Genomic DNA, 25,367 nt, shown 5'->3' on the forward strand with positions numbered 1-25,367 from the left:
TTTACCCCCGCTCTTTAATTTTTTTCAACACCAAAGACTTTTATCAGTTCTACCATGTGAGCAATATTTTGGTAAAAATCGGCCAATCTGATATTTTCATTTGGTGCGTGTGCTCCCGAATAAGCCCAACCTGCCCCTACACCGGCAATCGGTAAATGCAAGTATTTTTCAAATAATTCACTTGGACCTGTACCTGCCATACTCGGAGATACAATGACTGGATTTTCATCCCCGTATACTTTTTTAGCTGAGTTTACGACCGTTTCAATAAAAGGATCTTCTAAAGAGGTGCGCTGTGCTCCTTCTGCAGCAACCATAGTCAGCGAAATGTCCCCATAGCCATGATCATCTAGATGCTGGCGGAGAGAGTCACGAACATGCTTTGGATTTTGTCCGGGTACAAGTCGACAATCTAATTTTGCTTTGGCATTTTTTGGCAGTACGGTTTTGATACCTGGTCCTGTATATCCGCTCGAAAACCCACAAACTGTCATGGTTGGAGAATAAGCTAAAGCTTCCGCGGGAGTCACATCGGTTCCTTCAGTGATGAACTTTCCTGTTAGACCGTATTGCGCCTTAACTTCCTCTGCCTTGAAAGGTTGATTGGCGGCTGCTTCCTTATCTTTTTTGGACAAAGGAGCTATTCCATCATAAAATCCTTCAACAACAATCTCATTTTTCTCATTCTTCATGGAAGACAAAGCATGAATCAATCGCCATGCTGGATTATCCGCAATGGCAGCTATCGAGGAGTGGATATCAATGGCAGCCGTGGTGACTTCTAGATCGAAATACGCAATGCCTTTCATCCCTGCACTTACGATATAATTTTCATATTTATCTTTTGACCCCGCTTCCCAGATACAGGCATCAGCTTGAAAGAGATCAGCGTATTTCTCGATATACAAACCTAGATTTGGACTGCCGATCTCTTCTTCTCCTTCCAAGAGAAACTTCACATTACAAGGGAAACCATCATTTGATTCCTTCAAAATGGATAAAGCATTCAAACGAGCCATGAAATTAGCTTTATTATCAGATACACCACGGGCATATAACGTATTGTCGCGAACGGTGGGCTCAAACGGCTCCGTATGCCACTCATCTAAAGGATCTGCTGGCTGCACATCATAATGGTTGTAGAACAATAGCGTCCGATCGCTATTTCCACTCGAAGAAGCTGGGAAATAACCATAAATGACTGGATGACCACCCAAGTCATCCAACACCTTAACTTCTCCGCCTGTTTGTTCAATCAGGTCCTTCACATAGGCTACTGTTTCTGGAATTTGCTTGTGTTCTGTGGAAACTGACTCCAGTCTTAAGTAATCATAAAACTCATCTTTACGAACCTCTGCCATATGTCTAGCTTCTTCTAGTGTTTTTGTATTTTGAGTTACTGTCATTATTTTTTCCCCTCTCAGTTGGTTAGTGTCGTTTATTCCAATGTCCAGTCTTGTATGTTGTATAAAGAACCAGCCCAATATTCATTAATACCGCCGTTCAAGGAATCATTTTTGATAACGATATCGTTTTGAGAATAGAGCGGCAGCATGGGCGATTGTTCTTGTAGCATAAGTTGGAAATCATCATAGATTTCTTTGCGTTTTGTACTGTCGGTTTCCCATTTCCCTTTTTCCAGTAATACATCAATTTCTGCGTTCTCGATTTGCGAATAGTTGGAGCCACCTGTAGATCCAAAGTAACTGGCTAAATCTGGATCAACGGGAACAGAAATACCGCCAAGATAAAGATCGTAATCACCTAAACGCGCTTTTTCCAATGTCGTTGGGAAATCATAGGTGATTTGCTCAACAGTGAATCCAACTGCTTCCAGATCTTGTTCGATCAGGTTAGCAGATTGTTCGCGCACCTTGTTTCCTGTTGGGACCATCAGCTCAATTGGATCATTCATGTCATAGTCGGATTTCGCGATATATTCTTTAGCCTTTTCAGGATCATAGGCGATCGGTTCCAAATCTTCATCCATATAAGGACTAGCTGAAGTATAAGGTCCATTGGTGACTTCTGCATTGCCTTTAAGTAAATTATCTACGATCGTATCGCGATTAACCGCATGAGACATCGCCAATCGGATATTTTGATCGAATTTCTCGTTATTATAATAAACAAATTGATTGGTCCAAGCAGGCTGTACATTGACAGATAGTCCATCTACATTTTTCATGGTTTCGATATCGGAAATAGAAATCTCACCGATCCCGCCACTCGCATTCATTGTTGCTCCGCCAGTCTGCAATTCGGTAGCTAGATTGGTACCCGACATGATTCGGATGAATACGTTGGGAATTTCAGGAATACCTCTGTAATAAGTTTCATTTGCTTCAAGTTCCAGATAAGAGTCTTGGGCATACTCTACAAATTTATACGGTCCACTTGTTACGCTTGGCTTGTTAAAAACTTCAGATCCTGCTAGTTCATCTAAAGGTACACTTTCTACCACATGCTTAGGTTGGATAAAGATATTCGTTCCGATCATCTCTTTTACATAGTTTGGATCTAACGGCGTTTTAGTCTTGAAAGTAACGGTCGTATCATCTACTGCAATCAAATTAGGGATTTCTGTACCGCTCTCTAATTTGCCGGAACTATCTACGCCTTCCAACTCAGTCAGATAAAGCCCTGTTGTTTCCACTTCTGGATTCGCGAAAAGATTCAACGTAAACACAACATCATCAGCTGTGATTGATTTCCCGTCTGTCCAGACTGCATCTGGATTTAATTTGATCGTGTAGTTTTGATTATCAGGCGTTTCGAAGGAATCAGCTAATTTCGGCTCAAATTCCAACGGACTGGTCATTTCCAGCAGCGTATCGAAGTAAAAACGTTGAGCCCATCTGGTGGAAACACTGCTCGCATTGATAGGACTGAGATTGCCCATGGGATTGGTAACTCCTACGTAAAGTGTATCTTTCGAGCTGTTGTCTGCGGAACTTGTATCTGCTGCATCCGTATTGCTGCACGCTGCTAGAATCATCACCATTGCCACGGTAAAAAAACTCATCAATTTTTTCTGGTATTCCTTCATGTTCATTCCTCCAATATACTAATTTATTGTTCCGTCAAAGGCATCCCGCAAACCATCTCCGATAAAGTTGATCGATAAAACAGCTAGTAAGATCATGATACCTGCTGGAATCCATAACCATGGCTGACTTGATAGGACAGTCAATGATTGTGCTTGAGATAAAATATTTCCCCAGCTTGAGGTGGGAGGCTGGATCCCCATCCCTAGAAAACTTAGTGAAGATTCTGTCAATATTGCGCTAGCCACTCCAAAAGTAGCATTCACAAAAATACTGGACAGTACATTTGGCAAAGTTTCCCGGAAAAGAATGTGCGGTGTCGAGTAACCTATGGAAATCGCCGCTTGAATATACTCACTGCTTTTGATAGACAATACATTCCCCCGAACAATACGACAAAGTCCTGGCCAGTTTAGAAAACCGAGAACCAGTGTAATGGTTCCTACCCCTGGTCCTATAATACTTACCAATACCAAAATGACCATGAAGGAAGGAAAGGATTGAAAAATTTCAGTTATTCGCATGATCACACTGTCGATCTTTCCTCCAAAATACCCTGCAATCAATCCGAGCGTGGTTCCGATCATAACGTAGATGGCGACCGAACTTACACCAACAAACAAAGATATTCGTGAACCGTAAAGCAGTCGGCTGAATACATCTCGTCCGACTTCATCCGTCCCCAACCAGTAAACACCATTTGGCGCAGCTTCGAAATCCGGTGTAATCACGGTTGGATCAAAAGGGGCAATAAGAGGCGCCAATACAGCCAACAAAACGAGAGTCGCAAACACAACGGAACCAATAACAGCAGGCTTGTGTTTTAGAAAACGTCTGAAAATCATTTTATGGTTGCTCTCTGTAGGCTTGTTTCCAGAAAATTGCTTTTCTTCCTGAAAAGTTTCGCTATTTTCATATACTAATTTGAAATCTGTACTTGTTGAACTCATCTTATTCCTCCTCTCTAATTCTCACTAAGACGAATACGCGGATCTGCCGCCGCATAGAAAACGTCCGTTAATATGTTGGCAAAAAGTACGGCAACTGCAGACAATAGTGTTATAGCCATTAGTACGTTATAATCACGAGCTTGGATAGATGAAATGGTCAATGCTCCCAATCCTGGCCACTGAAAAATCTGTTCCGTCACAATAGCACCGCCGATCAGCTTAGGAATATCTGTCCCTATAATCGTGATGATAGGAATCAATGCATTCCTTACACCATGTCTGAAAATGATTTTTTGAGGCTTCAATCCTTTTGCTTTGGCTGTACGTAAGTAATTTTCGCCGAAAACTTCAATCATGCTGGAGCGTACATAGCGGATCATATTTGCCGAGATGGTCGTGCCTATCACTAATACCGGTAAGATCAAATGATGGATACGCTCCATGAATCCGCCATCTGATCCAAGTTCCTGCATGCCTCCAGTCGGAAACCATTCTAATTGGACAGCAAATACATAAATAAACATCAGTCCTAAGAAGAAATTTGGAATCGATACTCCAAGAAAAGATGTTCCGGTAATGAAATAATCGATCCAGCTTTTTTGGTTCACGGCACTATAGACTCCCAATGGAATCGCTATGAGGTAGGCAACTATCAACGAAGTTCCCATGAGCAGAAAAGTAGGACTTGCTCTTTCTAAAATCATATTCGCTACCGGCTGACGGGTTGCAAATGAGATCCCGAGATCACCCTGAATGAAATTTTTTAACCAATACCCATAACGGACGAGCAGAGGTTCATTCAACCCTAGATTCTCACGTGTCTGCTCGAGCTGGGCATCGGTGGCATCAGAGCTCACATATAAAGTTGCTGGATCGCCTGGAGAGAAATTGATGATTAAAAAAGAAAGAAAAGTGATTAAAAGGAGAACCATCATCCCCACTAAAAAACGTTTCACAAGATATTTTTTCATTTCGATACCTCCATAATGCAAATTTTTATTTGTAGTTATTTATGCTCGTTTTAACTGTTAAACCTTCACTCCTCTCTTCTAAAAAACTATTTTGGAAAAAGAAAAAGCCCCTCGCAATGAGGGGCTCTTGTTTTATCAAGCCCCCATGGTACAAAAACGAGGACTTAACTAATTGAATAGTCAAAGTCCTAGGGCTTAATGAATAAAATAATAGCGCGAGTGTTACTTAGATTATATGTTTTATACAGTTGTTTGTTTGTCATAAGTAACACCCCTTGTTTATGAAATTTAATGTATCACTACCTTACTCAAAACAAATGAGATAGTCAACCTTTAAATCTAATGTTTTTATCATTAACATAACCTAATTTTAATAGTTATCGGTTTCAATTACTGACCTGCGTATAATTATACGCTTTAAAATTATTTCAAAAAAACAAGCATTTTTAAATTATCGTAAATTTCAAGTTTAAGTTAGCCACTTGTAGTTACTCTGTTTTACATTTTAATATCTAGCTATCGAACTGTAATGAGTCCTGTTTGTTAAAAATTCACGAATCAAGTGGCCATACGTTCTTGTTGGAATGCTTTCACGAAACAGTCATGTGGTGTTTGATAATCTAAGATTCTTCTAGGATAGTCATTCATCCATTGTTGAATTCGTAAGCATTGAGCTTCGTTCACATCAGTCATCGGCTTCCCTTTGGGAAGGAAACGGCGAATCAATTTATGCTGGTTCTCGCTTGTCCCGCGTTCCCATGAAGTATAAGGATGACTAAAATAGACATCCACTACATCTTGCAAGGCTTCGTGCAGTCCTGTGAATTCAGATCCATTGTCGGAGGTTACCGTTTTAAACAGGCAGCTAAAGTGTTCATCAGCACGCTCTCGCAATACATGAACTGCCTGGTCAACTGAATGAGCGTCTTTTCCATTCAATTTTAAGATGACTTCAAAACGTGTTTGCTTTTCGGCTAACGTCAGTAAAACGGCATCTGATTTCACCTTGTTTCCTACAACAGTATCGATTTCCCAATGGCCGAATGTTTCTCGAGTTCCGATGATTTCTGGACGCTCGTCTATGGATTTTCCTAATATGCGCTTGTTAAGATTCGATTTATGATTCTGTTTTTTTATTTTGCGAGACAGCTTTTCGAGCAAGTCTAAGTTCGTTGTTTTCATGATGCCTCGATCAATCCACTGATAAAGAGTGGTGGTGCAAGGAATGATTGAAGGATTGAACAATCCCTGATTTAAGGCAAAACCAATTACAACATCTGGGGACCACTTTTCATGGATCATCTTGTCATCAGCCCAGTTAGTAAAAGCATCTGTATCGGCCCATTTGGGCCGTCTACCAGAGTTCAGACGCTCTTTATCGTAGTGAGTTTGTCCTGCGTCAGCGCTATAAACAGAGTCATAATAGTCATACACTTTGCCATTTTGATTTTGGCGTTTTAATTGTGTAACTGTCCCTCTTTTGATTTCATTATGGATGGTTTGTGGAGCTCGCTCAATAACTCCAGAAATCTGTCGGTTTGAATAGCCTTCTTTTTTTAGAACCTCTATTTGGCAGCGTTCCGCATAAGAAAGGTGTTTTCCCTTACGTGAATCTATGTTATTCTTAGTTTGCGTCATGTGAATTCATCCTTGTCTATTGAGAGTTAGTGGTAACTTCAATATAACATGAAATTCACATGGCGTTTTTTAGTTAGCGGTGGCTAACTTCATTATATAATCCACCTCCAAAAATTAGTTCTTTAAGGCACCCATTTAAAACAATATGAGCTGATATGATTTCGGACTACCAGCGAAATCATATCAGCTCATATTTGTTTTATGGTGCTTCATCATCTAACGTTGATAGAAAGTATAAGTTACTTAAATTCTAACTTTTAGAAATTACTGGAGGAATTTACTTAAGTTCCCTTTATATGTCACAAATAAATTCTGCATTCCTCTAGAAACTGCAGTATAAAGGATTCTTTGATCTCGTTCACTTTGATAGTTTTCTTCTGAAACATTATAAACAAGCACATTATCAAATTCCAATCCTTTAGATAAGCTGATTGGCAGAACTTTAATGGAAAACACAAAAGGAAGGTTTTCCTTAAGGTAATTAGACAACTCTTCTGCTTCTTGCTCGTTCTTTGTGATAATTGTTAACGATTTACCATCTAGTTCCATCAGGATTTGTTCAAGAATACCTTTGAAATCATCCTTGTCTGAGACTTCATATACTTTGGGCTCATTTCCTTGAGGACGTACAGGAATGATCTCGATTTTTTGATTTGCTGTTATCAGTTGACTGAAGACTTTTGTAATGGCTCCGCTAGATCGATAGCTGTTTACTAAATCATAGCGTTGAACGCTTTTCTGTTTATTTTCAATGATATCTGCAATTTCTTGGAACGTGATCGAAGAATTGAAGATCGCTTGATTTTCATCTCCTACCATCGTAAAGTCACTCTTCGTAAAGAGGTCAGACATTAAGCTCATTTGCGCTGGAGTGTAATCTTGCACTTCGTCGATCAGCACAAATCGCATCAACGGAAACGAGATTCTCTCGACAAAAGTATTCATGATCAGCAAATAGATCACAGCTTCATCTACAGTTAGCACTTCTCTGGAATGAACATACGATTCTTTTTGATAGTGAAGGTACAAAGCATCAAAAATACGTGTGAGATCGACCCATTTATTTTGTTCGATCCCTTTCGTAACGCCTCGGTATTTCTTCCGCAGCAACTGCTCCCCATATTCGATCACTTTCTCTTCGTTGTCTTCTGTGATCAATTCTCCAAAATGCTTCATCTGCATTTTTTCAGACATTTCCAAGATCTGATCTTGTATCGCGTGAGTCTTCGATTGAGCAATCAAGCGTCTTTCCCAATAGCTCGCCAGACGGCTTTTTGTTGCTTGGATTCTGTCTATCATGGGACTGGATTCTGGTGTCGTTTGGTAAATATCCATCATTTTTTCTTTTGAAATGATGATTTTCCCTTTGTGCATCAAATCTCTGAACAGATCACCTTCCGCAGCCACGACTTCATTAGCTTGCTTGATGAAATCTACAAATTCAAGACTTCTCAATACTGCCGTTTGCTTGTCGACAGTTGGTTGACTGATGCGCGAGAAGTATTCTTCTTCCGTTTCCATTTTCCAGTTGACCTGTTGCCCAACGAATTGCAGCAGCGTCATGTTCAATGGATTCTTCTCTCCTAAAGACGGCAGTACATTTGAAATGTAATTGATAAATTGATTGTTAGGGGACAAAATCAATACATTATCCGAAGTGATTTCTTTACGTAAAGAATAGAGCAGATAAGCAATACGCTGCATGACGGTAGAGGTTTTCCCGCTTCCAGCAACTCCATTCACCAACAAAATTGGATGCTTAGTGTCTCGAATAATCACATTCTGCTCGTTTTGAATGGTCGCCGTGATGTCTTTCATTTGCTCAGTAGTATCTTGTTCCAAGGCTTCCAGCAGCACGTCATCTTGGATAGCCACTGTCGTATCAAAATAATTCAGCAGACGATTGGCTTCGACAATCAATTGTCGGCGGCTCTTGATCTCGACGTCTATCGTATGTTGGTTCACCTCATATGAGGAGTTTCCAAGAGTGTCGTTGTAGAACAATTCCGCAATCGGCGAACGCCAGTCATAAATCAAGTTGTCTCCTTCTTCATCCGCAAATCCATTGATACCGATATAAAATCCTTCATTTGGCTCGTCATCCAAGAAATCGACCGTTACTTTGCCAAAATAAGGCGATTGCAACAACCGTTCCACTTTTTCCAATAACGCAAGAGCGGCTTTCAGTTTGATGTTCATTTGGTCAATCTCACGGCTCTTCATTTCCAACCCTAAAAAAGTATCCAAGTTGTCCAATGTACTATCAAAATTCAAGCTGGAATCTCCTGACATATTTTTCAATGCCGCGATTCCCTCTGTCTTATTTTGCTCTATCGAATCCCTAAGCGTCTGTTCCGTTGCCTCAAGTCTTTCGTACACAAACTGAAGGTATTCCTGTTCTTTCTTAAACTCGGTGTCGACCATCTGTGTTGCCCCCTGTCTGTTTTATAGCGAACAGTTATTGTACCGCCTTTTTGCTTAGTAATCAATAGGTTCATCATTAAAATACGTTTTAGAAATGTTGATTTTTTCTATTGATCAAATGAGCATCAATTATCGTCTCACTTGATCAATAGACCTATTCTATTAGTCAAGTGAACAATATTTCGAGCCGTACTTGATTAATAGCTCTTCTTATACTACAAAAAGCCCTCTTGGAAACCATGGTAGTTTCCAATAAGGGCGTATTCTAAGTTGTTTAGTCCAAGCTAAAATCCAATATCGGTCCGACTGGAACGATTCCTGTCGGGTTGATGTTTTTGTGGCTGCGGTAGTAATGTTCTTTGATATGCTTGAAGTTCACCGTCTCAGCGATTCCAGGCCAGTTGTATAATTCTCTCGTGTAGCGCCACAGGTTCTTATAGTCGCGGATTTGTCGGATGTTGCATTTGAAATGGCTGTAATACACGCTGTCAAAACGGATCAGTGTGGTAAATAAGCGCCAGTCTGCTTCTGTAATCTGATCGCCAACTAAGTAGCGCTGATTTTCTAAGCGAGCTTCTAATTGGTCCAACGTTTTGAATAACCTGCCTACTTCTTCTTGGTAGACTCCTTCATTAGTCGCAAAACCTGCTTTGTACACACCATTATTGACGTTATGGTAAACGAGTTCGTTGACCGCGTCGATTTCTTCCTGCAGCTCTTTCGGGTAATAATCGCCTTCCTTGGCTCCTACACCATAAAAAGCTGTATTCAGCATGCGCATGATCTCAGAAGATTCATTGTTTACGATTTTATTTTGCTTCAAATCATACAATATCGGTACTGTGACTCGCCCACTATAATTAGGGTCCACATGAGTGTACAATTCATGCAAGTAAGTCGCGTTGATTACAGGATCCGGGATAACGCCCACTGCCGGCTCAAATGTCCACCCGTTTTCTGCCATCAATGGATTAACAACGGATACGGAAATCATGTCTTCCAATTTTTTTAATTTGCGCATAATCAAAGTTCGGTTCGCCCATGGACAAGCCATGGCTACATATAAATGGTACCGATTCGGTTCTGCTTTGAACCCGCCTTCACCGGTTGGACCGGGACTGCCGTCTGGAGTAATCCAATTACGGTACTGGGCTTCCGTACGAATAAAACGCCCTCCGTTTCCTTCCGTATCATACCACTGGTCGTGCCACTTTCCATCTACTAATAATCCCATAATTTTCCCCTTCCGAATACCTTTTGATACTTCATTATCCAAGTGTTTTCTATTTCAATTATAGAGGTATGATGAGCGATTAACAAATGAACAGCTGTCTCATCGTTATTTTTACAACTAATAAAGCCTTGACTGCTTTAATAAAAAGAATAGTTTATTTGTAGTATTTACTCTTTTAATCTCCCTTATTTGAGCGTAAATTAGTAGAGAGGTGAAAAAATGAAAAAGTACAAACACTTAATTTTTGATTTAGACAATACGTTGCTGGACTTTAATGATACAGAAGAACAAGCGCTTAAGAATGTATTTAAAACATTCAACGTTCCAGAAACTGCTGAATCCTTTGATACATACAAATCAATCAATAAAAGCTTATGGTCTTCTTTAGAAAAAGGAACAATCGCTAGAGAAGATATTTTCAATACTCGATTTGCCTTATTTTTTAAGGAATACAACTTGGATGTCGATGGAATAAAAGCAGAAAAACTATACCGTGGATTTTTGAATAACGGCTGCAAGACGATTAAAAATGCCGAGGTACTTTTGAGCAAACTAAAGAAACGAAACTACCGGATCTATGCAGGTACCAATGGAATGGGCATCACTCAAAGAAAAAGATTAACGGATTCTGGACTGCTGAATTATTTTGATGACCTGTTTATTTCAGAAGAAATCGGTTATGAAAAACCGGATCCTCGTTTCTTTGATACTCTGTTTGATTCGCTGCACATTACCGATAAAGAATCTTGCTTAATGATAGGAGACAGCTTGTCTTCTGATATTTTAGGAGCTAAAAACGTCGAAATCGATAGCGTTCTTTATGACCCAGAACAAATCTTATCGTCATCAGCTGCAACTTATACTATAAGTGACTTATTGCAAATTTATTCTTTATTAGGAGAAGGGAAATAGTCGGCTAGACTATCTTTTATTTCTGCTAGTTTTAACAGTGTAATCTATTTTTCTGTTGCTTCTTCGTTATCAAATGAGTAGCTCTTCTTTTTGATTCCAAAGTATATTATCATCAACCCATTGCTCACTAGCAATAATGCTGCAAACAACCACACTGCTGTCGTCATCGATCCGCCGATCGAGATCGCGTTTCTTAAAGCCTCGATCGCATAAGTCATCGGTAAGTACGGATAAATACTTTGGTAAAAACCATTTGATAGAATAATGGGATAGGTCCCTCCAGAACTTGCCAACTGCAAGATCATGAAAATCAGCATCAAGAAAGCACCTACTTTGCCTAATACAACATTGAACAACGTCACCAATGACATAAAGGACATCGATTCAAGTATCAAGAAACCTAAAACTTTTCCAGGAGAGATCGGATCCATCCCCAATACATAGATCAGCACGACAAAGACAATAATAGCCTGCAAGATGCTCACTAAGCCGAGAATCGACATTTTACTTGCCCACCAAGCGACACCTGAAGAGGGTTGGGTTTTCGGCTTATAAGCATCAAACATCATATTGGCTGTCAAAGTTCCTACAAATAACGCTACCGACATCATGTATGGTGCCATCGATGTTCCATTATTGGCTAGCTTATCTTTATCTGTGTGATGAGTCGTAACAGGATCTGAAACAGCTGCTGCTGCATCTTCTGTCGTATTCACTTCTCGGATCTGAGCTGCTCCATCAGCCAAACTGTCTGACATTGTTGCTAACCCTGCATTAACTTCTTCCAAGGATCCTGCAACTTTGGCTTCACCTTCTGCTAATTGTCCGCTTCCAGAAGAAATTTGTTGAGCTCCATCGGATAATTGATCAGACCCCTCTACTAATTTACTGCTGTTACCCGACAATTGAGAAGTTCCATTGGCCAATGTTTGTGCTCCAGACTGTAAAGCCGTTACGCCATTGCTTAATGTCGGGATTTTTTCCGCCACTGTTGAAAGCCCATTTGCTATGGCATCTGCTCCGCTTATCAAACCAGCGGAATTTCGGTCCAATTGATCAGCTCCGTCAGCGATTTGACTAGAACCTTCAACTAATTGATCCACACCTGTCACTAAAGCTCCTGTTTTCTCATTCAAAGTCGTTAAGCCATTAGAAATTTGTGCTGCTCCGTTGTTTAACGTGTCATTTTTTTCTGTTAGTTCATTCGTACCTTCTAAAATCGTCTGGCTGCCTTCTTGCAGTTGTTGCAAGGAAGCAGTCAATACAGGCAATGATTGATTCAACTGTTCCGTAGCTGCAGCAATACTTTGAGCAACAGGAGCAGCTTTTTGGGAAAGAACAGATACATTATCCACGATTGCTGTCAAAGCTTGCGTTTGTGCATCTGTCACTCTCACTAGTTGCTCTGTAGCTGTTTTCAGATCTTGTTCTGCTTGACTATTGGGCAACAGATTTTCTGCCGCTGTCAACGTTTGGCTATTTTGCTTTTGCATAGTTATTAAAACCAACGCTTGCTGTTCTTCTGTCAAATTCACTCCGCTATCTGTTAAAGCTTGTATGACTGCATCAGCATTCACTGCTAAATCTGCTTCGTAACTCGCTTCGATAGGATCTGTATCAACCGAAGAATTTGAAGCTCCTAACACTTGTGAAACTTGTTTAACATACGATTGTACACCAGTCAAATATCGTTGCAATTGGTTTTTATTTTCTTCTGTTAAATTTACTCCCGTTAAGCTGTTGGCTAACTGGTTCGCCCCATCATTTAATTGTTGGACTTGTGTGGGCAGATTTTTTGTCTGATCAACCACTTGGGTCAACCCACCGTTCAGCTGTTCAGCACCCTCGTTGACCGCACTCACGCCAGATGTGTATTGTTGGATACCATTTTTTAAACTGGATGCTCCAGTATCCAGATCACTAATTCCCGTTGTCAGCATCGGCAGCTGTCCTGAAAGTCCAAGAAGTCCGTTATTCAGCTGTGCCACACCAGCAGATAAAGAACCTACACCGTTTGTATATTGCAGGACTCCATTTGCCAAAGTAGTCCCACCACTGTTCAACTCATTGATACCCGTTGTTAAAGTAGGTAATTTCCCTGACAAAGCATCGATCCCTGTTGACAATTGACCCGCTCCATTGTCGATTTGAGCGACGCCGGCCACGTAGTCTTTCAATCCGATACTCAACGTTTGGCTGCCTTCTGCAAATTCCAGTGAGCTGGAAGCTAATGTTTCCAAATTGGTTTGGATCAACGCGCTGGCGTCCGCTAATTGAGTCGTTCCATCTTTAAGTTTTTGACTCCCTTCTGACGCTTCTTCCATACCGGATCCTGCATTACCAAATTGTTCTAATATAGTCGCAGTATACATTTCTGTGATTTGATTGGAGACTTGGCTTTTCAATTCGGTGATTGCTGAAGCCGCCATTTTAGAAGCTGTCAAATTTCTTCCTTGTGTTGTCTGGTAATCCACGACCATTTGCTTTGGATGGTCAGACAACAATGTGGTAGCATTCTGCGAAAAGTCCTCTGGAACAGTGATTTTTAAGTAGTAATCTCCATCAGAGAGTCCCTCATTCGCTTCTTTTTCCGACACAAAATGAAAATCTAAGCTTTTACTCTCTTTCAAGTTATCTACCAGCTGATCTCCGATTTCCAACGTTTTTCCTTGAAACTCTACTACCTTATCTTTATTGACTACCGCTACAGGTAACTGATCGACATGTCCATAGGGATCCCATAGAGCACCCAAGAAAATCAAATTATATAAAGCCGGTATCAGGGCTATAACACTCAATACAATGATAAGAAATTTATGTTGTGCGATAAATTTCCATTCTTTTTTTATCATGACACTATTTCCCTCTTTCTTTTGTCCTAACCTATGCCTAAATTATTTTCAACAGATCATTTTTAGACACTTGTAAAACTCATAAAGTCATGATAGATTCTATTTGAAACGAAGGCAAGATACAGATTAAGTCCTGTGTTTAAATTTAGACAAAATCAAAAATCTGCAAATAAAAGAGGGGTAGTAAAATGAAATATGACCTGTCAAAGAAACCGACCCGCGGCGCTCAACGAACGCTCGAAGCTTTCTCAAAAACCATGTTCAATCTGTTAGCTAAAAAGTCTTTTGAATCGATCAGCGTGAATGAAATCTGCGAGATCAGCAATTTCCCTCGAGCTACTTTTTATAATTATTTTGACGACAAATACGATTTATTGAATTACTGTTGGCACTTATTGAGCAACCAGATCTATCTTAACGAACCATCCAATGTTGCTTCCGATAAAATACTCAGTACATTGTTTGATCGGACGTATTATTTACTATCCTCGCATAATGAACTATTGAACGATATTCTAAAGAACAATCCCAGCAACAGTTCTTTGATCAATCACTTCAGTAGTTACTTAAAACGTGTCATCCAAAATATTTTCCATGAATACTTAGACTTCAGCAGCAAAGATATGCCGTTAGAGTTAGTCGTTGATCACTTCAGCAACACTGTGATGCTGATCTTAGAGGCTATTTTCTTGAAAAAACAACCTATCTCCCTTGAAGAAGCCCATAAATACTTAACCTTTTTGCTGGGACATTTAATAGTAGAATCTCCAGAAAATAATTAACCGAGTCTTTTTTACTCTAGTTTGGTGAGCAAATTGGCTCTATTAATCAAGTGGAGAATATTCACTCCTTCACTTGATTAATAGATCGCTTCTATTGATCAAGTGACCACTGCCAAATCCCTCACTTGATTAATAGATCACTTCTATTGATCAAGTGGCAATAATTCCAACCTTCACTTGACTAATAGAGTAACTTCCATTCCATTTCAGAGTACATAAATGACCTAAAAGCATTAAAAGAGCGAGGACTTTATCCTCTCTCTTTCTTCTCATATCAAAATCATAATTCTTTACTCATTGCCTTATACTCTTCTACAATCTGTATCCCAGCACTCGTTCCCAAACGTTCCGCACCAGCTTCTATCATGGCTCTAGCAGCAGCAATGTCTCGAATACCTCCTGCTGCTTTCACTTTGACGTCAGAACCGACAATGTCTTTCATAAGTTTTACATCTTCCACAGTGGCGCCGCTCGTTCCAAAACCAGTAGACGTTTTTACGAAATCCGGTTGAACTTTTTTAGCTATTTGACACACAGCAGCTTTTTCTTCATTGGTCAGGTAGCAATTCTCTAAAATCACTTTACTCAAAATACCATGTTCTCGACAAACGCCTACGATTTCAGTCATTTCCTTCTCGATGTAATCCAGCTTTCCATCTTTCAATTCTCTGATATTGATGACATAGTCAATTTCATCGGCTCCATTTTTGATAGCGTCGTCAACTTCAAAAACTTTCACAGCGAGCGAAGTCTGACCTAAAGGAAAACCAATAGCCGCACCGATATGGACGGGACTATCTTTCAACAATTCTTTACACATAGATACCGGCGCTGAATTGATCGCTACCATTTTAAACCCATATTCGTCGGCTTCCTGGCATAATTTCTCAAACCCTGCTTTTTGGGCATCTGCTTTTAATAATGTATGATCCACCATATTTGCTAATTCTGCTACACTCAATTGAACTGTCATTCTTCTTCCTCCTCTTGTTGAGTCCGGTTTCATTTTAACACAATACATCAGTTGATACATTACTAGTGTCGCGATGCTCTTCTCAAATAAACGAACCGCTATAACTGCTTACTGAAGGACTACATACAAAAGTAACTAATCGCCCTAATTTTTCTGGTGGAATAACTCGTTGGATCAAAGAAGCACTGTGATTTTATGCCATAAAACGACATTCTTGTTCTTCAAAGCTGATGTTTTCTTCGCATTTAATCTTACAATGAATTACCGACATCGTTTGGCTTTTCTGATGGATTCTACTATCCTTGTAAAAAACGTATGAACATAATGTTCAGTAGGCATGACTTTATTTTTAAAAAAAGGAACATGAGAACCTGAATGGATAAGCAGCCGCTTATCTCATGCATTTTCCTATATAATCTAACTATTAGATATTATAGGAGGTTTTTTTATGTTAACAGTCGCTTATATCGGTAACGGAAAAAGTACGAATCGCTATCATCTGCCTTTTTCCTTAAAAACAAAGAACGTTAAAGTGAAAACAATCTATTCTCGTCATGAAAACAGCTCTTGGGATAAAGTTCCTGGAGTCCACTATACAACGAATTTAGAAGATGTTTGGAATGATCCGGAAATTCAATTGGTTGCGATTTGCCTTCCAGGTTCATTGCATTTTGAATTTGCAAAATTATCACTGGAAAAAGGGAAACATACGCTGGTTGAAAAACCGTTTACTGAAACTGCTGAAGAAGCAAGAGAACTATTTGAGTTGGCAAAATCAAAAAATTTACTCGTTCAATGCTACCAAAATAGACGCTACGATTCAGATTTCCTGACGGCTCAAAAAGTCATCGAAAGCGGCGTGATAGGTGAATTACTGGAAGTCGAAATGCATTATGATTATTTCAGACCAGAAGTTCCAGAAAACAGCACCGAATTTTCAGCATCTTCAAGCTATTTATATGGACATGGATGCCATACCATTGATCAAGTTCTCTCCTATTTTGGAGATCCAGATTCTATTCATTATGATGTAAGACAATTACTGGGATCTGATCGAATGAACGATTATTTCGATTTGGACTTTTATTATTCAAAAATCAAAGTTTCTGTTAAATCAAGTTACTTCAGAATCAAACCGCGACCAAGTTTTGTTTTGTATGGTAAAAAAGGTATGTTCATCAAGCAAGAGAAAGATAGACAAGAAGAACATTTAAAATTATTCTATATGCCTACTAATGCTGATTTTGGCGTGGATACTCCAGATCATTATGGTACTGTGACCTATATGGACGCTGATGGTTTATACCATGAAGAAAAAGTTATTTCAGAAATCGGGGATTACAGTCACGTTTATGAAGGTTTGTACGAGTCGATTATCAATGGAAAAGATAAAACAGTGAAAGATGAAGAAACGATTCGCCAACTAGAGATCCTTGAAGAAGGTATTCAAAATATGAAACCTTAACTTGTCGAATCATAAAAACAAAAAAACTCTACTCAGAAAGAAGGTTTATAATGAAACTTGCTATTATAGGTTCTGGAATGATCGTGAATGATTTTTTAACGATGGTTCATGCTATCCCCGGAATTCAGTTAGAAGCGATTGTGGGCACAGCTAGAAGCGTGGATAAAATGGAGTTGTTAAAAAAAGACTATGGCATTGGCCAAGTCTCAACTGATTACGAAGATTGTTTGAATGATCAGAATATCGATACCGTTTATATCGCATTACCAAATCATCTTCATTTTTCTTTTGCCAAACAAGCCCTGCTCAACAAAAAAAATGTTATTTGTGAAAAGCCCTTTACCTTGAATGTATCCGAAATGAAAGAACTGAGAGAACTGGCTTCAGCAAACAATGTTATGCTGTTAGAAGCCATAACCAATCAATATCTGACCAATTACAAAAAAATAAAAGAAGCAGTAAAAACAATTGGAGATATCAAACTTATTGAATGCAATTATTCACAGTATTCGTCACGATACGATGCCTTCAAAAAAGGAGACATCTTACCGGCTTTCAATCCTAAAATGGGTGGTGGGGCTTTAATGGATATCAACATTTACAACATCCATTTTGTAACAGGGCTTTTTGGAGAACCACAAGAAATAAACTATTCGGCAAATGTGGAAAACAGCATCGACACTTCTGGCATCCTAAGTCTTGATTACAAGGATAAAAAAGTAGTCTGTATAGGTGCTAAAGATTCCACAGCTCCAGTAAGAACCATCATCCAGGGCAATAATGGCGCTATAGTTATTGAAGGACCTACTAGCACCATTGATCGGTTTACTGTAATAGACCATCAAAATAAGAGCCAAATAGTTGATTTTAAAGTGCATACACATCGGATGTATGAGGAATTTGTTGAATTTGAAAGAATCATTAGAGAGTCTGACTTTGAAACTATGACCAAACAACTTGATCACAGTGAACTAGTCATGTCTATTGTAGATAAAGGGTTAGAAACTGCAGGTATATCACTAGGATAATCTTAGAAAGTGAAAAACAGGTGCTTTTTCAATAGATGGTCGTATCAAAGTTCTTCTGACAAAATTCCATTTTGAATTAGTAACTGTTTTTCTTTTAAATTTTCCACATTACTTCTATATTCTTTTGCATATAAAATAGAATATAAAGTATCTAATACATATTGAAAGGCAACTTGTGAGGCGAAAGTTCCCACCTTTACAAAATCATATTCTTCCTGAACTATCACTATTGTTTCAGCAGCTAATGGAATCAAATCAGATTCTGTATTTCCGGTTATTAAAATAGTAGGGATATTTTTGTTGGAAAAATGTTGTAACATACGCTTATATTGCGGACTAGTTCCACTATAAGATAAAAACAGAGCACAGTCCTTTGCAGTAAGGTTAGAAGCATTCCATGCCTCGTCTGCATATTCTTCAGAGATAATTGCAAATTTATTGATTTTTACTAATTTATTTTGAAAGCTTCTCGCTCGTATTTGTGAATCACCACGTGAAAACAGAAAAATATGCTTAGATTTGAACAGAATCTCTGCCACTGATTGCAGCAACTCTTCATCTAATTGATTCAATGTTTTTTTTATGGTATCCATTGTTAAATTGGCGATATTCTTAGCAATATCCATGGTTAAATCTTCTTGTTTAAAAGGAAAGTTAGCATCCACTTCACTAGGTAAATGTAGCTGACTGTAGACAACACCTGAGATGGCATTCTTAAAACTTCTAAACCCATCATAACCCATTTTTTTGCAGAGACGGATAATCGTCGAATGAGAAGTGTACGTTAGTTTTGCCAGATCCTCAATATATATCGTCGGAATTTTGGTGATATTCTGTATAACATAATCCGCAACTCTCATTTCTGTATTTGTAAAATTTGTTTGGTCTTTCAACTTAGTCAATACTTGCACCAAAGTAAACCACTCCTTTATAACCTGATTCTATATCATCTAGTTAACTTTTACTATACAAGCTCGCGTGTAAAATCAGCATTTCTGCCTAAACAAATTATTGAAATGAGGTATAAATCATCCTATCAAAAATAGACTGTGTATAATTTCAATCTTCCAGTCCTTTTTCTCAAAATATCTCTTTTGCCCTTTTCAAATTTATGAGATACTACTAAGCGTGACTGAAAACGGAGGTAACGACATGATTTATATAAAAGAAGCCATTTTGCATATCTTTGATGTGAACAGCGATGAACCAATTTTTTCCTTTGCCGGATTAGATATCTCGGAGAAATTTACGATGGATTACATCCACGCGATGATTGAAAAAGTGGAAGATTCGGACAATATGAAAAAAGGAGTCTTGGCTGAAGGTAATCCTATGATCTCGACTTTTTCAACCTTAACAACAAATTTTATTGAAACCACAAAAGCTTTAACAGAGAAATTCTTTTCGATCACCAAATTAAACCCGGAAATACCCCCGGCTGATTTGTTGTTTGTCTATTTTACAATGGATGAAGTGCCTCACTTGGGACTTTTCAAACTAAATTATTCCAACAGCATCACGCATCACATTTCTTATGAGTCTGAGCAGTTGACGAACCAATTAGTGGTCAATCAATCGATTCTGCCGAGTGCTCGTCAAGCGATCCAAGAAGGTATGGTCTTAAATTTGAATGTGATGGAATACCATGTGATTGAGAAAAAACATTTGATCGACGAATTAGCTGAAAAAGTCTTTTATTTCACAGAAATGTTTTTAGAAGACAAACCTCAACCTAGTTTGAAAGAGAATATTGCTATCATCAAAAAAGCTGTTCAGAAAACTAGTAAAGCTTTCAATGAGGAAGAATTCCAAGTTCTTGCTGACACGAAAGACGCCATCGTTCACAGTATGACAGAAGAAAATGTCATCGATAACCAAATGATTGCCGAAACCCTTTACGGTGACAACTATGCTAAAAAGGAAAAGTTCTTTGAAGAAGTCCAAGAGATGGGCTATGTAGACCGCGCTCCTGCTGAAGTGGCGGTTGCCGGACCTAAGTATTCCAAACAAAAATTCCGTTTAGACAACGGAATCGAGATCAGTATCCCGATCGATTTGTACAAGGATCCTGAAGTTGTCGAGTTCATCAATAATCCAGACGGTACCACATCCGTTATGATCAAAAACATCGAAAAAATCAAAAACTTATTCTAAAAAAACTTCCTTTGTCTGAGCTTTTACTGCTCCGTACAAAGGAAGTTTTTATTTAACGTTGTTTTTAATTTCTTCCATGTTCTCATACAACTGAGGAAACTCATGGCATCTTTTTATTCTAGACGTACAGATCTCTTTTCCAAATGAAATCATAGATTGATGTGCTCTGCCCCAGTATTTTGCTGGGATAATTTCTGTCACACGCTCCTCGATTTGCTTAGGTGTAGCATCTTCTTCTACTATTTTATGGTGTTTGCAAATACGTGAGACGTGCGTATCCACCGCAAATGCTACTTGATCAAAAGCAACACTCAACAAAATGTTAGCAGACTTAGGTCCGATTCCGGTTAACGATTGCAGTTCTTTGCGCGTATGTGGAACTTCTCCGTCAAACTTCTCAAGCAGCTCCTGGCTGCTTTTGTAAATATACTTTGCCTTATTTCGGTAAAGTCCAACCGTTTTGATGTAAGACTCAATTTCTTCAGGCGAAGATTCTATGACAGCTCGTGGACTTGGGTACCGCTCAAATAATCGGTCTGTTACTTTTGCGACTGACTCATCTGTTGCTTGAGCACTCAATATGACGACCATCAACAATTGAAACGGATTCTGGTAACGCATCGTTGGTACAGCATCGGGATATAGTTTCATAATCTCATAAATCACATGTTGGGCAGCTTCTTTTGTCAGCATAAGTATTCCTTTCTTTGATTCTTTTCTTTCAATATATCATATTTTTATCAGCTGTTTTCAGATATGTCTATTACAAATAATGAATTTTGATATAATAAGTAAAGCGATTTCTATTTTAATTAAGCTTGCAAGAAAGGTGCTATATCAACATGATACGAAACGTGTCGTCTTTATTTGATCAATGACACTTATAGTGGCTATCGTTTTCTTACAATTATCCTGATAATAATTACAGAGGTGATACGATGAAAATTGGAGACAAGATTAAAGAAGAAAGATTAAGAAAGGAGTGGACTCAAGAACAACTAGCCCAATTATTAAATGTGTCTCGTTCAACTGTTTCAAGCTGGGAAGTAGCTAGGAATTACCCAGATTTAGAAACAATTGTTGCAATCAGCGATTTATTTGGTATCTCTCTAGACAGATTACTTAGGGAGGATAAACAAATGGCGAAAGATACGACAAAAAAATTAAAAAGAGGCCAATTATATAAATATGCTTTAATAGCATTGAGCATAATTGTTCTGCTATATTTTGGCTACAATGCAAAGTTACGATTAGATGAACATACTTATAGAAGCAACTTAGAAGAATACGGGTGGGAAAACATTCAATCTTCTTCTCCTGCTCAATCGAAAGATGAAAGCAATGCTTACGAATTAGCAGAAAATGATATTACTTATAAGAGTCATCTTCTGACTGCAGAAGATTCAATTGGTTTTCCATTGCCAGAACAGAATATTTCAGTAATCACTACAAAAGATGATTTCGTAGTAGATGTTTCTTATGAAAATGAAATCGGTGTGAGCATTTCACCCGAAAATGATCAGACTGTCAGTAAGCAATTTTACGTAACCGTTGACCGCAATGGTAATCTTGCTGAAAGTGACTCAAGTTGGTCCGAAGATGAAAGACAAGCAATCCTAAATTACCTTTCAACTTACCAAGATACACACCAAGAACTGATCGATAAAACACTTGAAAAAATAAGCGAGATCACAGGAAAATAACACTATCTTCAGATTAATAGAAATAGAAAGATTGGTAGCAATATCCATATATAATGGATGTCTCTACCAATTTTTTTACTTAACTACTACCAAAAGCGTTATAAAACTTTCTATGTAATTCAATCACTTCTTCGTGAGCAGTAATAAACAAAATGATCTCATCATCTTCTTCTATAAAAAAATCTATTGTAGCGTCGGCATCATTTTCACCATAATAATTAAGAATGTCATCCAATAGTTTAATAATATCTTTTTTATCTTTCGGTAACCAGTAGTAATCAATCTTGGCCTTTTTAGAACTGACTGTTCCTGGCCACTTCTTATTGTATTCTGTTTTTACCAACTTTCCAGCCATATTTTTTTTAACTTCTGGAATGAAGCCTTCTGATGGATAATATTCCACAACACCAATTAAACTATTCATTGCGATCAACTTAAGAAGTTTCCTAAAATTCTTTTTCAAATAAAAGGCGTCTATTGATTTCATTACCTCATACTTTGTAGTTTTGGTCATACAGTCTCCTTTCGACTTATTCTTCATCCTTTTTATCTTCCAATAATCTTTGAATATTGTTCAGCACATTTACAATAGCTGAGCCATAATGAATCAAAATCATGAACACTGGTACCCAAGTTAAGAAATAAAACATTCTGCCACCTCTTTTGTTAAGCGTTTTCAAATTATCCTTATACTGAATAATAACATAACAAATCATTTGTATAACTAAAAATCTTAATAAGTTTTTTTGAGTTCCAATAGTTCTTTGGCCCTACCTGCTGCGGTATAATAGAAAAAACAGTTCCCAAAAAATAAACCTAAGGATGGTTCTTGAGATGAAGCTAACGCAAGACGAAATACTCAATGCTATTTATAACCTGATCCTTAATCCTGGAACTCGAGACTGGGAGCGGTCTTTACTCTTGGAAGCCAGAAATGCCTTAGAGAACGGTGCGAATTTTGATACTCAGCTTTCGAAATTGGAAGCTGACTTGCGTCCATTGGCTCTCAGAAATAATTTAACACCTGACGTGACCGATTTTTATCATCACATTACGGATCAGACTACTTCTGATACTCCATTTGATTTCAACAAGCACTCTCTTGACGATCCCGTTCATCAAGACTCTGCGATATTTGCTGGCGGTTGTTTTTGGTGTATGGTGGAACCATTTGAAAACCGGAATGGAATCATTTCAGTTCTATCCGGCTACACTGGCGGAAAGGTAGACCATCCGACTTATGACCAAGTGAGCGGTCAGTATACAGGTCACGTAGAAGCTGTTGAGATCATATTTGATACACGGATCATTCAATACGCTGATTTAGTGGAGCTTTACTGGCAATTGACCGATCCGACTGATGCATCTGGTCAGTTTCAAGATCGAGGCAATCAGTATCACCCCATCATTTTTGTAAAAGACGAGCAGCAGCGTCAAATCGCTGAGGCTTCCAAACAACGATTAGCTGATTCAGGCAAATACACGAAACCGATCGTTACCTCTATTGAACCTGCAACTGCATTTTGGCCGGCAGAAAACTACCATCAGCAGTTCTATCAAAAGAATCCTGAACGGTATAAAAGAATCGAGCGATCACGCCGCCAACTCAAGGCTTATCAAGCTCTGCAAAGGAAACTTAGAGCTCCATTTCAAAAATCTAAACGCGATTAGAAAGGAGCTGCTCAGAAATGGATATGGAAAACGTGGTAAAGATACAAACGCGACAAGAGCTGAGAACCTGGCTTGAAACGCATTCCACCTCCAAAAGGTATTGTTGGGTCATTACCGATTCAACCAAAGGAACTCACTCTGTTCCTTACCTCGATATCGTGGAAGAAGCCTTGTGTTTTGGCTGGATCGACGGTACAAAGAAAAAACTATCAGCTACTGATTCAGCGCAAAGGCTGTCTCCCAGAACGAAAAAAAGCCATTGGACAGAATTGAATAAGGAGAGGGTCAGAAGGCTGATTCGTTTGGGTTTGATGACGGAAGAGGGATTGAAAGTCTTGCCTGATATGCGTATCGAATCATTCGTCATTGATAAAGAGATCGAAAGACGTTTGAAAGAAGACGAACACGTATACCAGAACTATTTGGCTTTTCCAGAATTGTATCGAAGAATCCGAATCGACACCATCCAAAGTTACAAACATGATCCGCAGCTTTTCAACAAACGGTTAGATAAATTCATTGAGAATACAAGAAACAGCAAACAGTATGGTCAGTGGAATGACAACGGTCGTTTACTTGAGGATTGACTGCTGGCTTTTAACACATAAAACTCCTCCAAAAGATTAACTGATCTTTTGGAGGAGTTCATTGATTGATGAAACATTCACTTCGGATTACAATTCGCTGACTGCTTCTTCAACCGTCTTGTCTCCAGCCAGAACTTCAAATTCTTTACGAAGGGTATTGTCATTTTTGAGTACAGAAATCAACGTGCGTGCCACATCTTGACGAGGAACTTCATTAATTTCTTGCCCCATGCCTACTTTGATTTGATCCGTACCATCTGTATCGACTAACATCCCTGGATGCACGATCGTCCAGTCTAATTGCGTACGGTTTTTCAACCATTCATCCGCATAATTTTTTGCAATGGTGTAAATTTGCAGATCGTGTTCTTGTGACATGGCTTCGCGACCTGTACGGAACGTACTCACCATAACAAAACGTTTCACACCCGCTTGTTCTGCAGCTGTCATAGCTTTTACAGCCCCGTCTAGGTCAATCAAAATCGTTTTATCCAGTCCGCTTCCGCCGGCTCCTGCACTGAAAATAACCGCGTCGGTACCTTTCATCGCTTCAGCTAATTCATCTATTGAGTTTTTGACCAAGTCCAAAAGAACTGTGTCTATTCCTCTTTCTTCGAAGAAACCTGCTTGTTCTGCTTTACGTATCATAGCCTTTTCGTCGATTGCACTGTCATCTTTTACAAAGTCGGCAAAATGACGAGCTACTTTTCCATTGGCACCTACTACAAATACTTTCATTTGAAATCCCCTTTCGGTATTTAATGAACTGAGTTCAGCATAGCACGTGTCTTTTTATTTTTCCATTAGTTGATTTCTTTAATGATTCGAGCCGGTGTGCCAGCAAAAAATCTTCCATAAGAGCTCTACTAATCTCTCATTTTTTTGTATTCGTATTCCTAATTTCATGTCCACTTTGGAGAAATTTGTCTCAGTTTATTATTTTCGGCCATGAGCAACTATTTTTTCTCTCTCATGG

Annotated in this window: 21 protein-coding genes; 8 read left to right on the forward strand and 13 right to left on the reverse strand. The window is 38.8% G+C overall.

Annotation, left to right across the window (positions count from 1 at the left end):
• Window positions 1-14 precede the first annotated feature (14 nt).
• From BM137_RS08680 to BM137_RS08710, 7 genes are all read right to left on the reverse strand, one after another.
• A complete protein-coding gene (locus tag BM137_RS08680; RefSeq protein ID WP_092480775.1) occupies window positions 15-1,406 on the reverse strand; it encodes a M20/M25/M40 family metallo-hydrolase in 1,392 nt (463 codons plus the stop codon).
• A 32-nt stretch (window positions 1,407-1,438) separates the two neighbouring features.
• Window positions 1,439-3,049 (reverse strand): ABC transporter substrate-binding protein, encoded by a 1,611-nt coding sequence (locus BM137_RS08685; protein ID WP_177192544.1) that lies wholly within the window; start codon window positions 3,047-3,049, stop codon window positions 1,439-1,441.
• An 18-nt stretch (window positions 3,050-3,067) separates the two neighbouring features.
• Window positions 3,068-3,997 carry an oligopeptide ABC transporter permease gene (gene opp4C / locus BM137_RS08690; protein ID WP_092480777.1) on the reverse strand — a complete coding sequence of 310 codons (930 nt, stop codon included), beginning with the start codon at window positions 3,995-3,997 and terminating at the stop codon, window positions 3,068-3,070.
• A 14-nt stretch (window positions 3,998-4,011) separates the two neighbouring features.
• Window positions 4,012-4,968 carry an ABC transporter permease gene (locus tag BM137_RS08695; protein WP_092480778.1) on the reverse strand — a complete coding sequence of 319 codons (957 nt, stop codon included), beginning with the start codon at window positions 4,966-4,968 and terminating at the stop codon, window positions 4,012-4,014.
• Between the two features lie 558 nt (window positions 4,969-5,526).
• A complete protein-coding gene (locus BM137_RS08700; RefSeq protein ID WP_092480779.1) occupies window positions 5,527-6,606 on the reverse strand; it encodes an IS30 family transposase in 1,080 nt (359 codons plus the stop codon).
• 264 nt (window positions 6,607-6,870) lie between these two features.
• Complete coding sequence (helD, locus tag BM137_RS08705; protein WP_092480780.1) at window positions 6,871-9,030, reverse strand: RNA polymerase recycling motor HelD; 2,160 nt, start codon at window positions 9,028-9,030, stop codon at window positions 6,871-6,873.
• Between the two features lie 274 nt (window positions 9,031-9,304).
• The gene (locus BM137_RS08710) at window positions 9,305-10,264 is read right to left on the reverse strand and encodes a glutathione S-transferase family protein (RefSeq protein ID WP_092480781.1); all 960 of its coding nucleotides are present in this window, start codon (window positions 10,262-10,264) and stop codon (window positions 9,305-9,307) included.
• 219 nt (window positions 10,265-10,483) lie between these two features.
• Here BM137_RS08710 and BM137_RS08715 point away from each other — a divergent pair, with 219 nt between their 5' ends.
• Window positions 10,484-11,176 carry a YjjG family noncanonical pyrimidine nucleotidase gene (locus BM137_RS08715; RefSeq protein ID WP_092480782.1) on the forward strand — a complete coding sequence of 231 codons (693 nt, stop codon included), beginning with the start codon at window positions 10,484-10,486 and terminating at the stop codon, window positions 11,174-11,176.
• A gap of 44 nt (window positions 11,177-11,220) precedes the next feature.
• Here the strand turns inward: BM137_RS08715 and BM137_RS08720 are convergent, their stop codons facing one another.
• On the reverse strand, window positions 11,221-14,028 hold the full coding sequence (locus BM137_RS08720) for a YhgE/Pip domain-containing protein (RefSeq protein ID WP_092480783.1): 2,808 nt from the start codon (window positions 14,026-14,028) through the stop codon (window positions 11,221-11,223).
• A 188-nt stretch (window positions 14,029-14,216) separates the two neighbouring features.
• On the opposite strand from BM137_RS08720, the gene BM137_RS08725 reads away from it, so the two are divergent.
• Window positions 14,217-14,810, forward strand: coding sequence for a TetR/AcrR family transcriptional regulator (locus tag BM137_RS08725; RefSeq protein WP_092480784.1), 594 nt, complete (start codon window positions 14,217-14,219; stop codon window positions 14,808-14,810).
• Between the two features lie 280 nt (window positions 14,811-15,090).
• Here BM137_RS08725 and deoC read toward each other — a convergent pair whose 3' ends face one another.
• The gene (deoC, locus tag BM137_RS08730) at window positions 15,091-15,783 is read right to left on the reverse strand and encodes a deoxyribose-phosphate aldolase (RefSeq protein WP_092480785.1); all 693 of its coding nucleotides are present in this window, start codon (window positions 15,781-15,783) and stop codon (window positions 15,091-15,093) included.
• Between the two features lie 448 nt (window positions 15,784-16,231).
• On the opposite strand from deoC, the gene BM137_RS08735 reads away from it, so the two are divergent.
• Window positions 16,232-17,248: a Gfo/Idh/MocA family oxidoreductase gene (locus BM137_RS08735; RefSeq protein WP_092480786.1), complete on the forward strand. Its 1,017-nt coding sequence runs from the start codon at window positions 16,232-16,234 to the stop codon at window positions 17,246-17,248.
• Window positions 17,249-17,298: 50 nt separating this feature from the next.
• Window positions 17,299-18,276 carry a Gfo/Idh/MocA family protein gene (locus BM137_RS08740; protein WP_092480787.1) on the forward strand — a complete coding sequence of 326 codons (978 nt, stop codon included), beginning with the start codon at window positions 17,299-17,301 and terminating at the stop codon, window positions 18,274-18,276.
• A gap of 44 nt (window positions 18,277-18,320) precedes the next feature.
• Here the strand turns inward: BM137_RS08740 and BM137_RS08745 are convergent, their stop codons facing one another.
• Window positions 18,321-19,187, reverse strand: coding sequence for a MurR/RpiR family transcriptional regulator (locus BM137_RS08745; RefSeq protein WP_092480834.1), 867 nt, complete (start codon window positions 19,185-19,187; stop codon window positions 18,321-18,323).
• 241 nt (window positions 19,188-19,428) lie between these two features.
• On the opposite strand from BM137_RS08745, the gene BM137_RS08750 reads away from it, so the two are divergent.
• On the forward strand, window positions 19,429-20,430 hold the full coding sequence (locus BM137_RS08750) for a nucleoid-associated protein (protein ID WP_092480788.1): 1,002 nt from the start codon (window positions 19,429-19,431) through the stop codon (window positions 20,428-20,430).
• A gap of 48 nt (window positions 20,431-20,478) precedes the next feature.
• Here the strand turns inward: BM137_RS08750 and nth are convergent, their stop codons facing one another.
• Window positions 20,479-21,123 (reverse strand): endonuclease III, encoded by a 645-nt coding sequence (gene nth / locus BM137_RS08755; RefSeq protein ID WP_092480789.1) that lies wholly within the window; start codon window positions 21,121-21,123, stop codon window positions 20,479-20,481.
• A gap of 245 nt (window positions 21,124-21,368) precedes the next feature.
• Here nth and BM137_RS08760 point away from each other — a divergent pair, with 245 nt between their 5' ends.
• Window positions 21,369-22,133: a helix-turn-helix transcriptional regulator gene (locus tag BM137_RS08760; protein WP_092480790.1), complete on the forward strand. Its 765-nt coding sequence runs from the start codon at window positions 21,369-21,371 to the stop codon at window positions 22,131-22,133.
• 79 nt (window positions 22,134-22,212) lie between these two features.
• On the opposite strand, the gene BM137_RS08765 is transcribed toward BM137_RS08760, so the two are convergent.
• Window positions 22,213-22,647: a hypothetical protein gene (locus BM137_RS08765; protein ID WP_143084249.1), complete on the reverse strand. Its 435-nt coding sequence runs from the start codon at window positions 22,645-22,647 to the stop codon at window positions 22,213-22,215.
• A 320-nt stretch (window positions 22,648-22,967) separates the two neighbouring features.
• On the opposite strand from BM137_RS08765, the gene msrA reads away from it, so the two are divergent.
• Together msrA and BM137_RS08775 are read left to right on the forward strand one after the other, a co-directional pair.
• Window positions 22,968-23,804, forward strand: a complete 837-nt coding sequence (gene msrA / locus BM137_RS08770) for a peptide-methionine (S)-S-oxide reductase MsrA (protein WP_092480792.1) — start codon at window positions 22,968-22,970, stop codon at window positions 23,802-23,804.
• Between the two features lie 17 nt (window positions 23,805-23,821).
• Window positions 23,822-24,391 (forward strand): YdeI/OmpD-associated family protein, encoded by a 570-nt coding sequence (locus BM137_RS08775; RefSeq protein WP_092480793.1) that lies wholly within the window; start codon window positions 23,822-23,824, stop codon window positions 24,389-24,391.
• Between the two features lie 87 nt (window positions 24,392-24,478).
• On the opposite strand, the gene BM137_RS08780 is transcribed toward BM137_RS08775, so the two are convergent.
• A complete protein-coding gene (locus BM137_RS08780) occupies window positions 24,479-25,129 on the reverse strand; it encodes an SDR family oxidoreductase (RefSeq protein WP_092480794.1) in 651 nt (216 codons plus the stop codon).
• Between the last annotated feature and the right edge of the window lie 238 nt (window positions 25,130-25,367).

Origin of the sequence: Desemzia incerta (assembly GCF_900115825.1) — a bacterium.
GTDB lineage: Bacteria > Bacillota > Bacilli > Lactobacillales > Carnobacteriaceae > Desemzia > Desemzia incerta.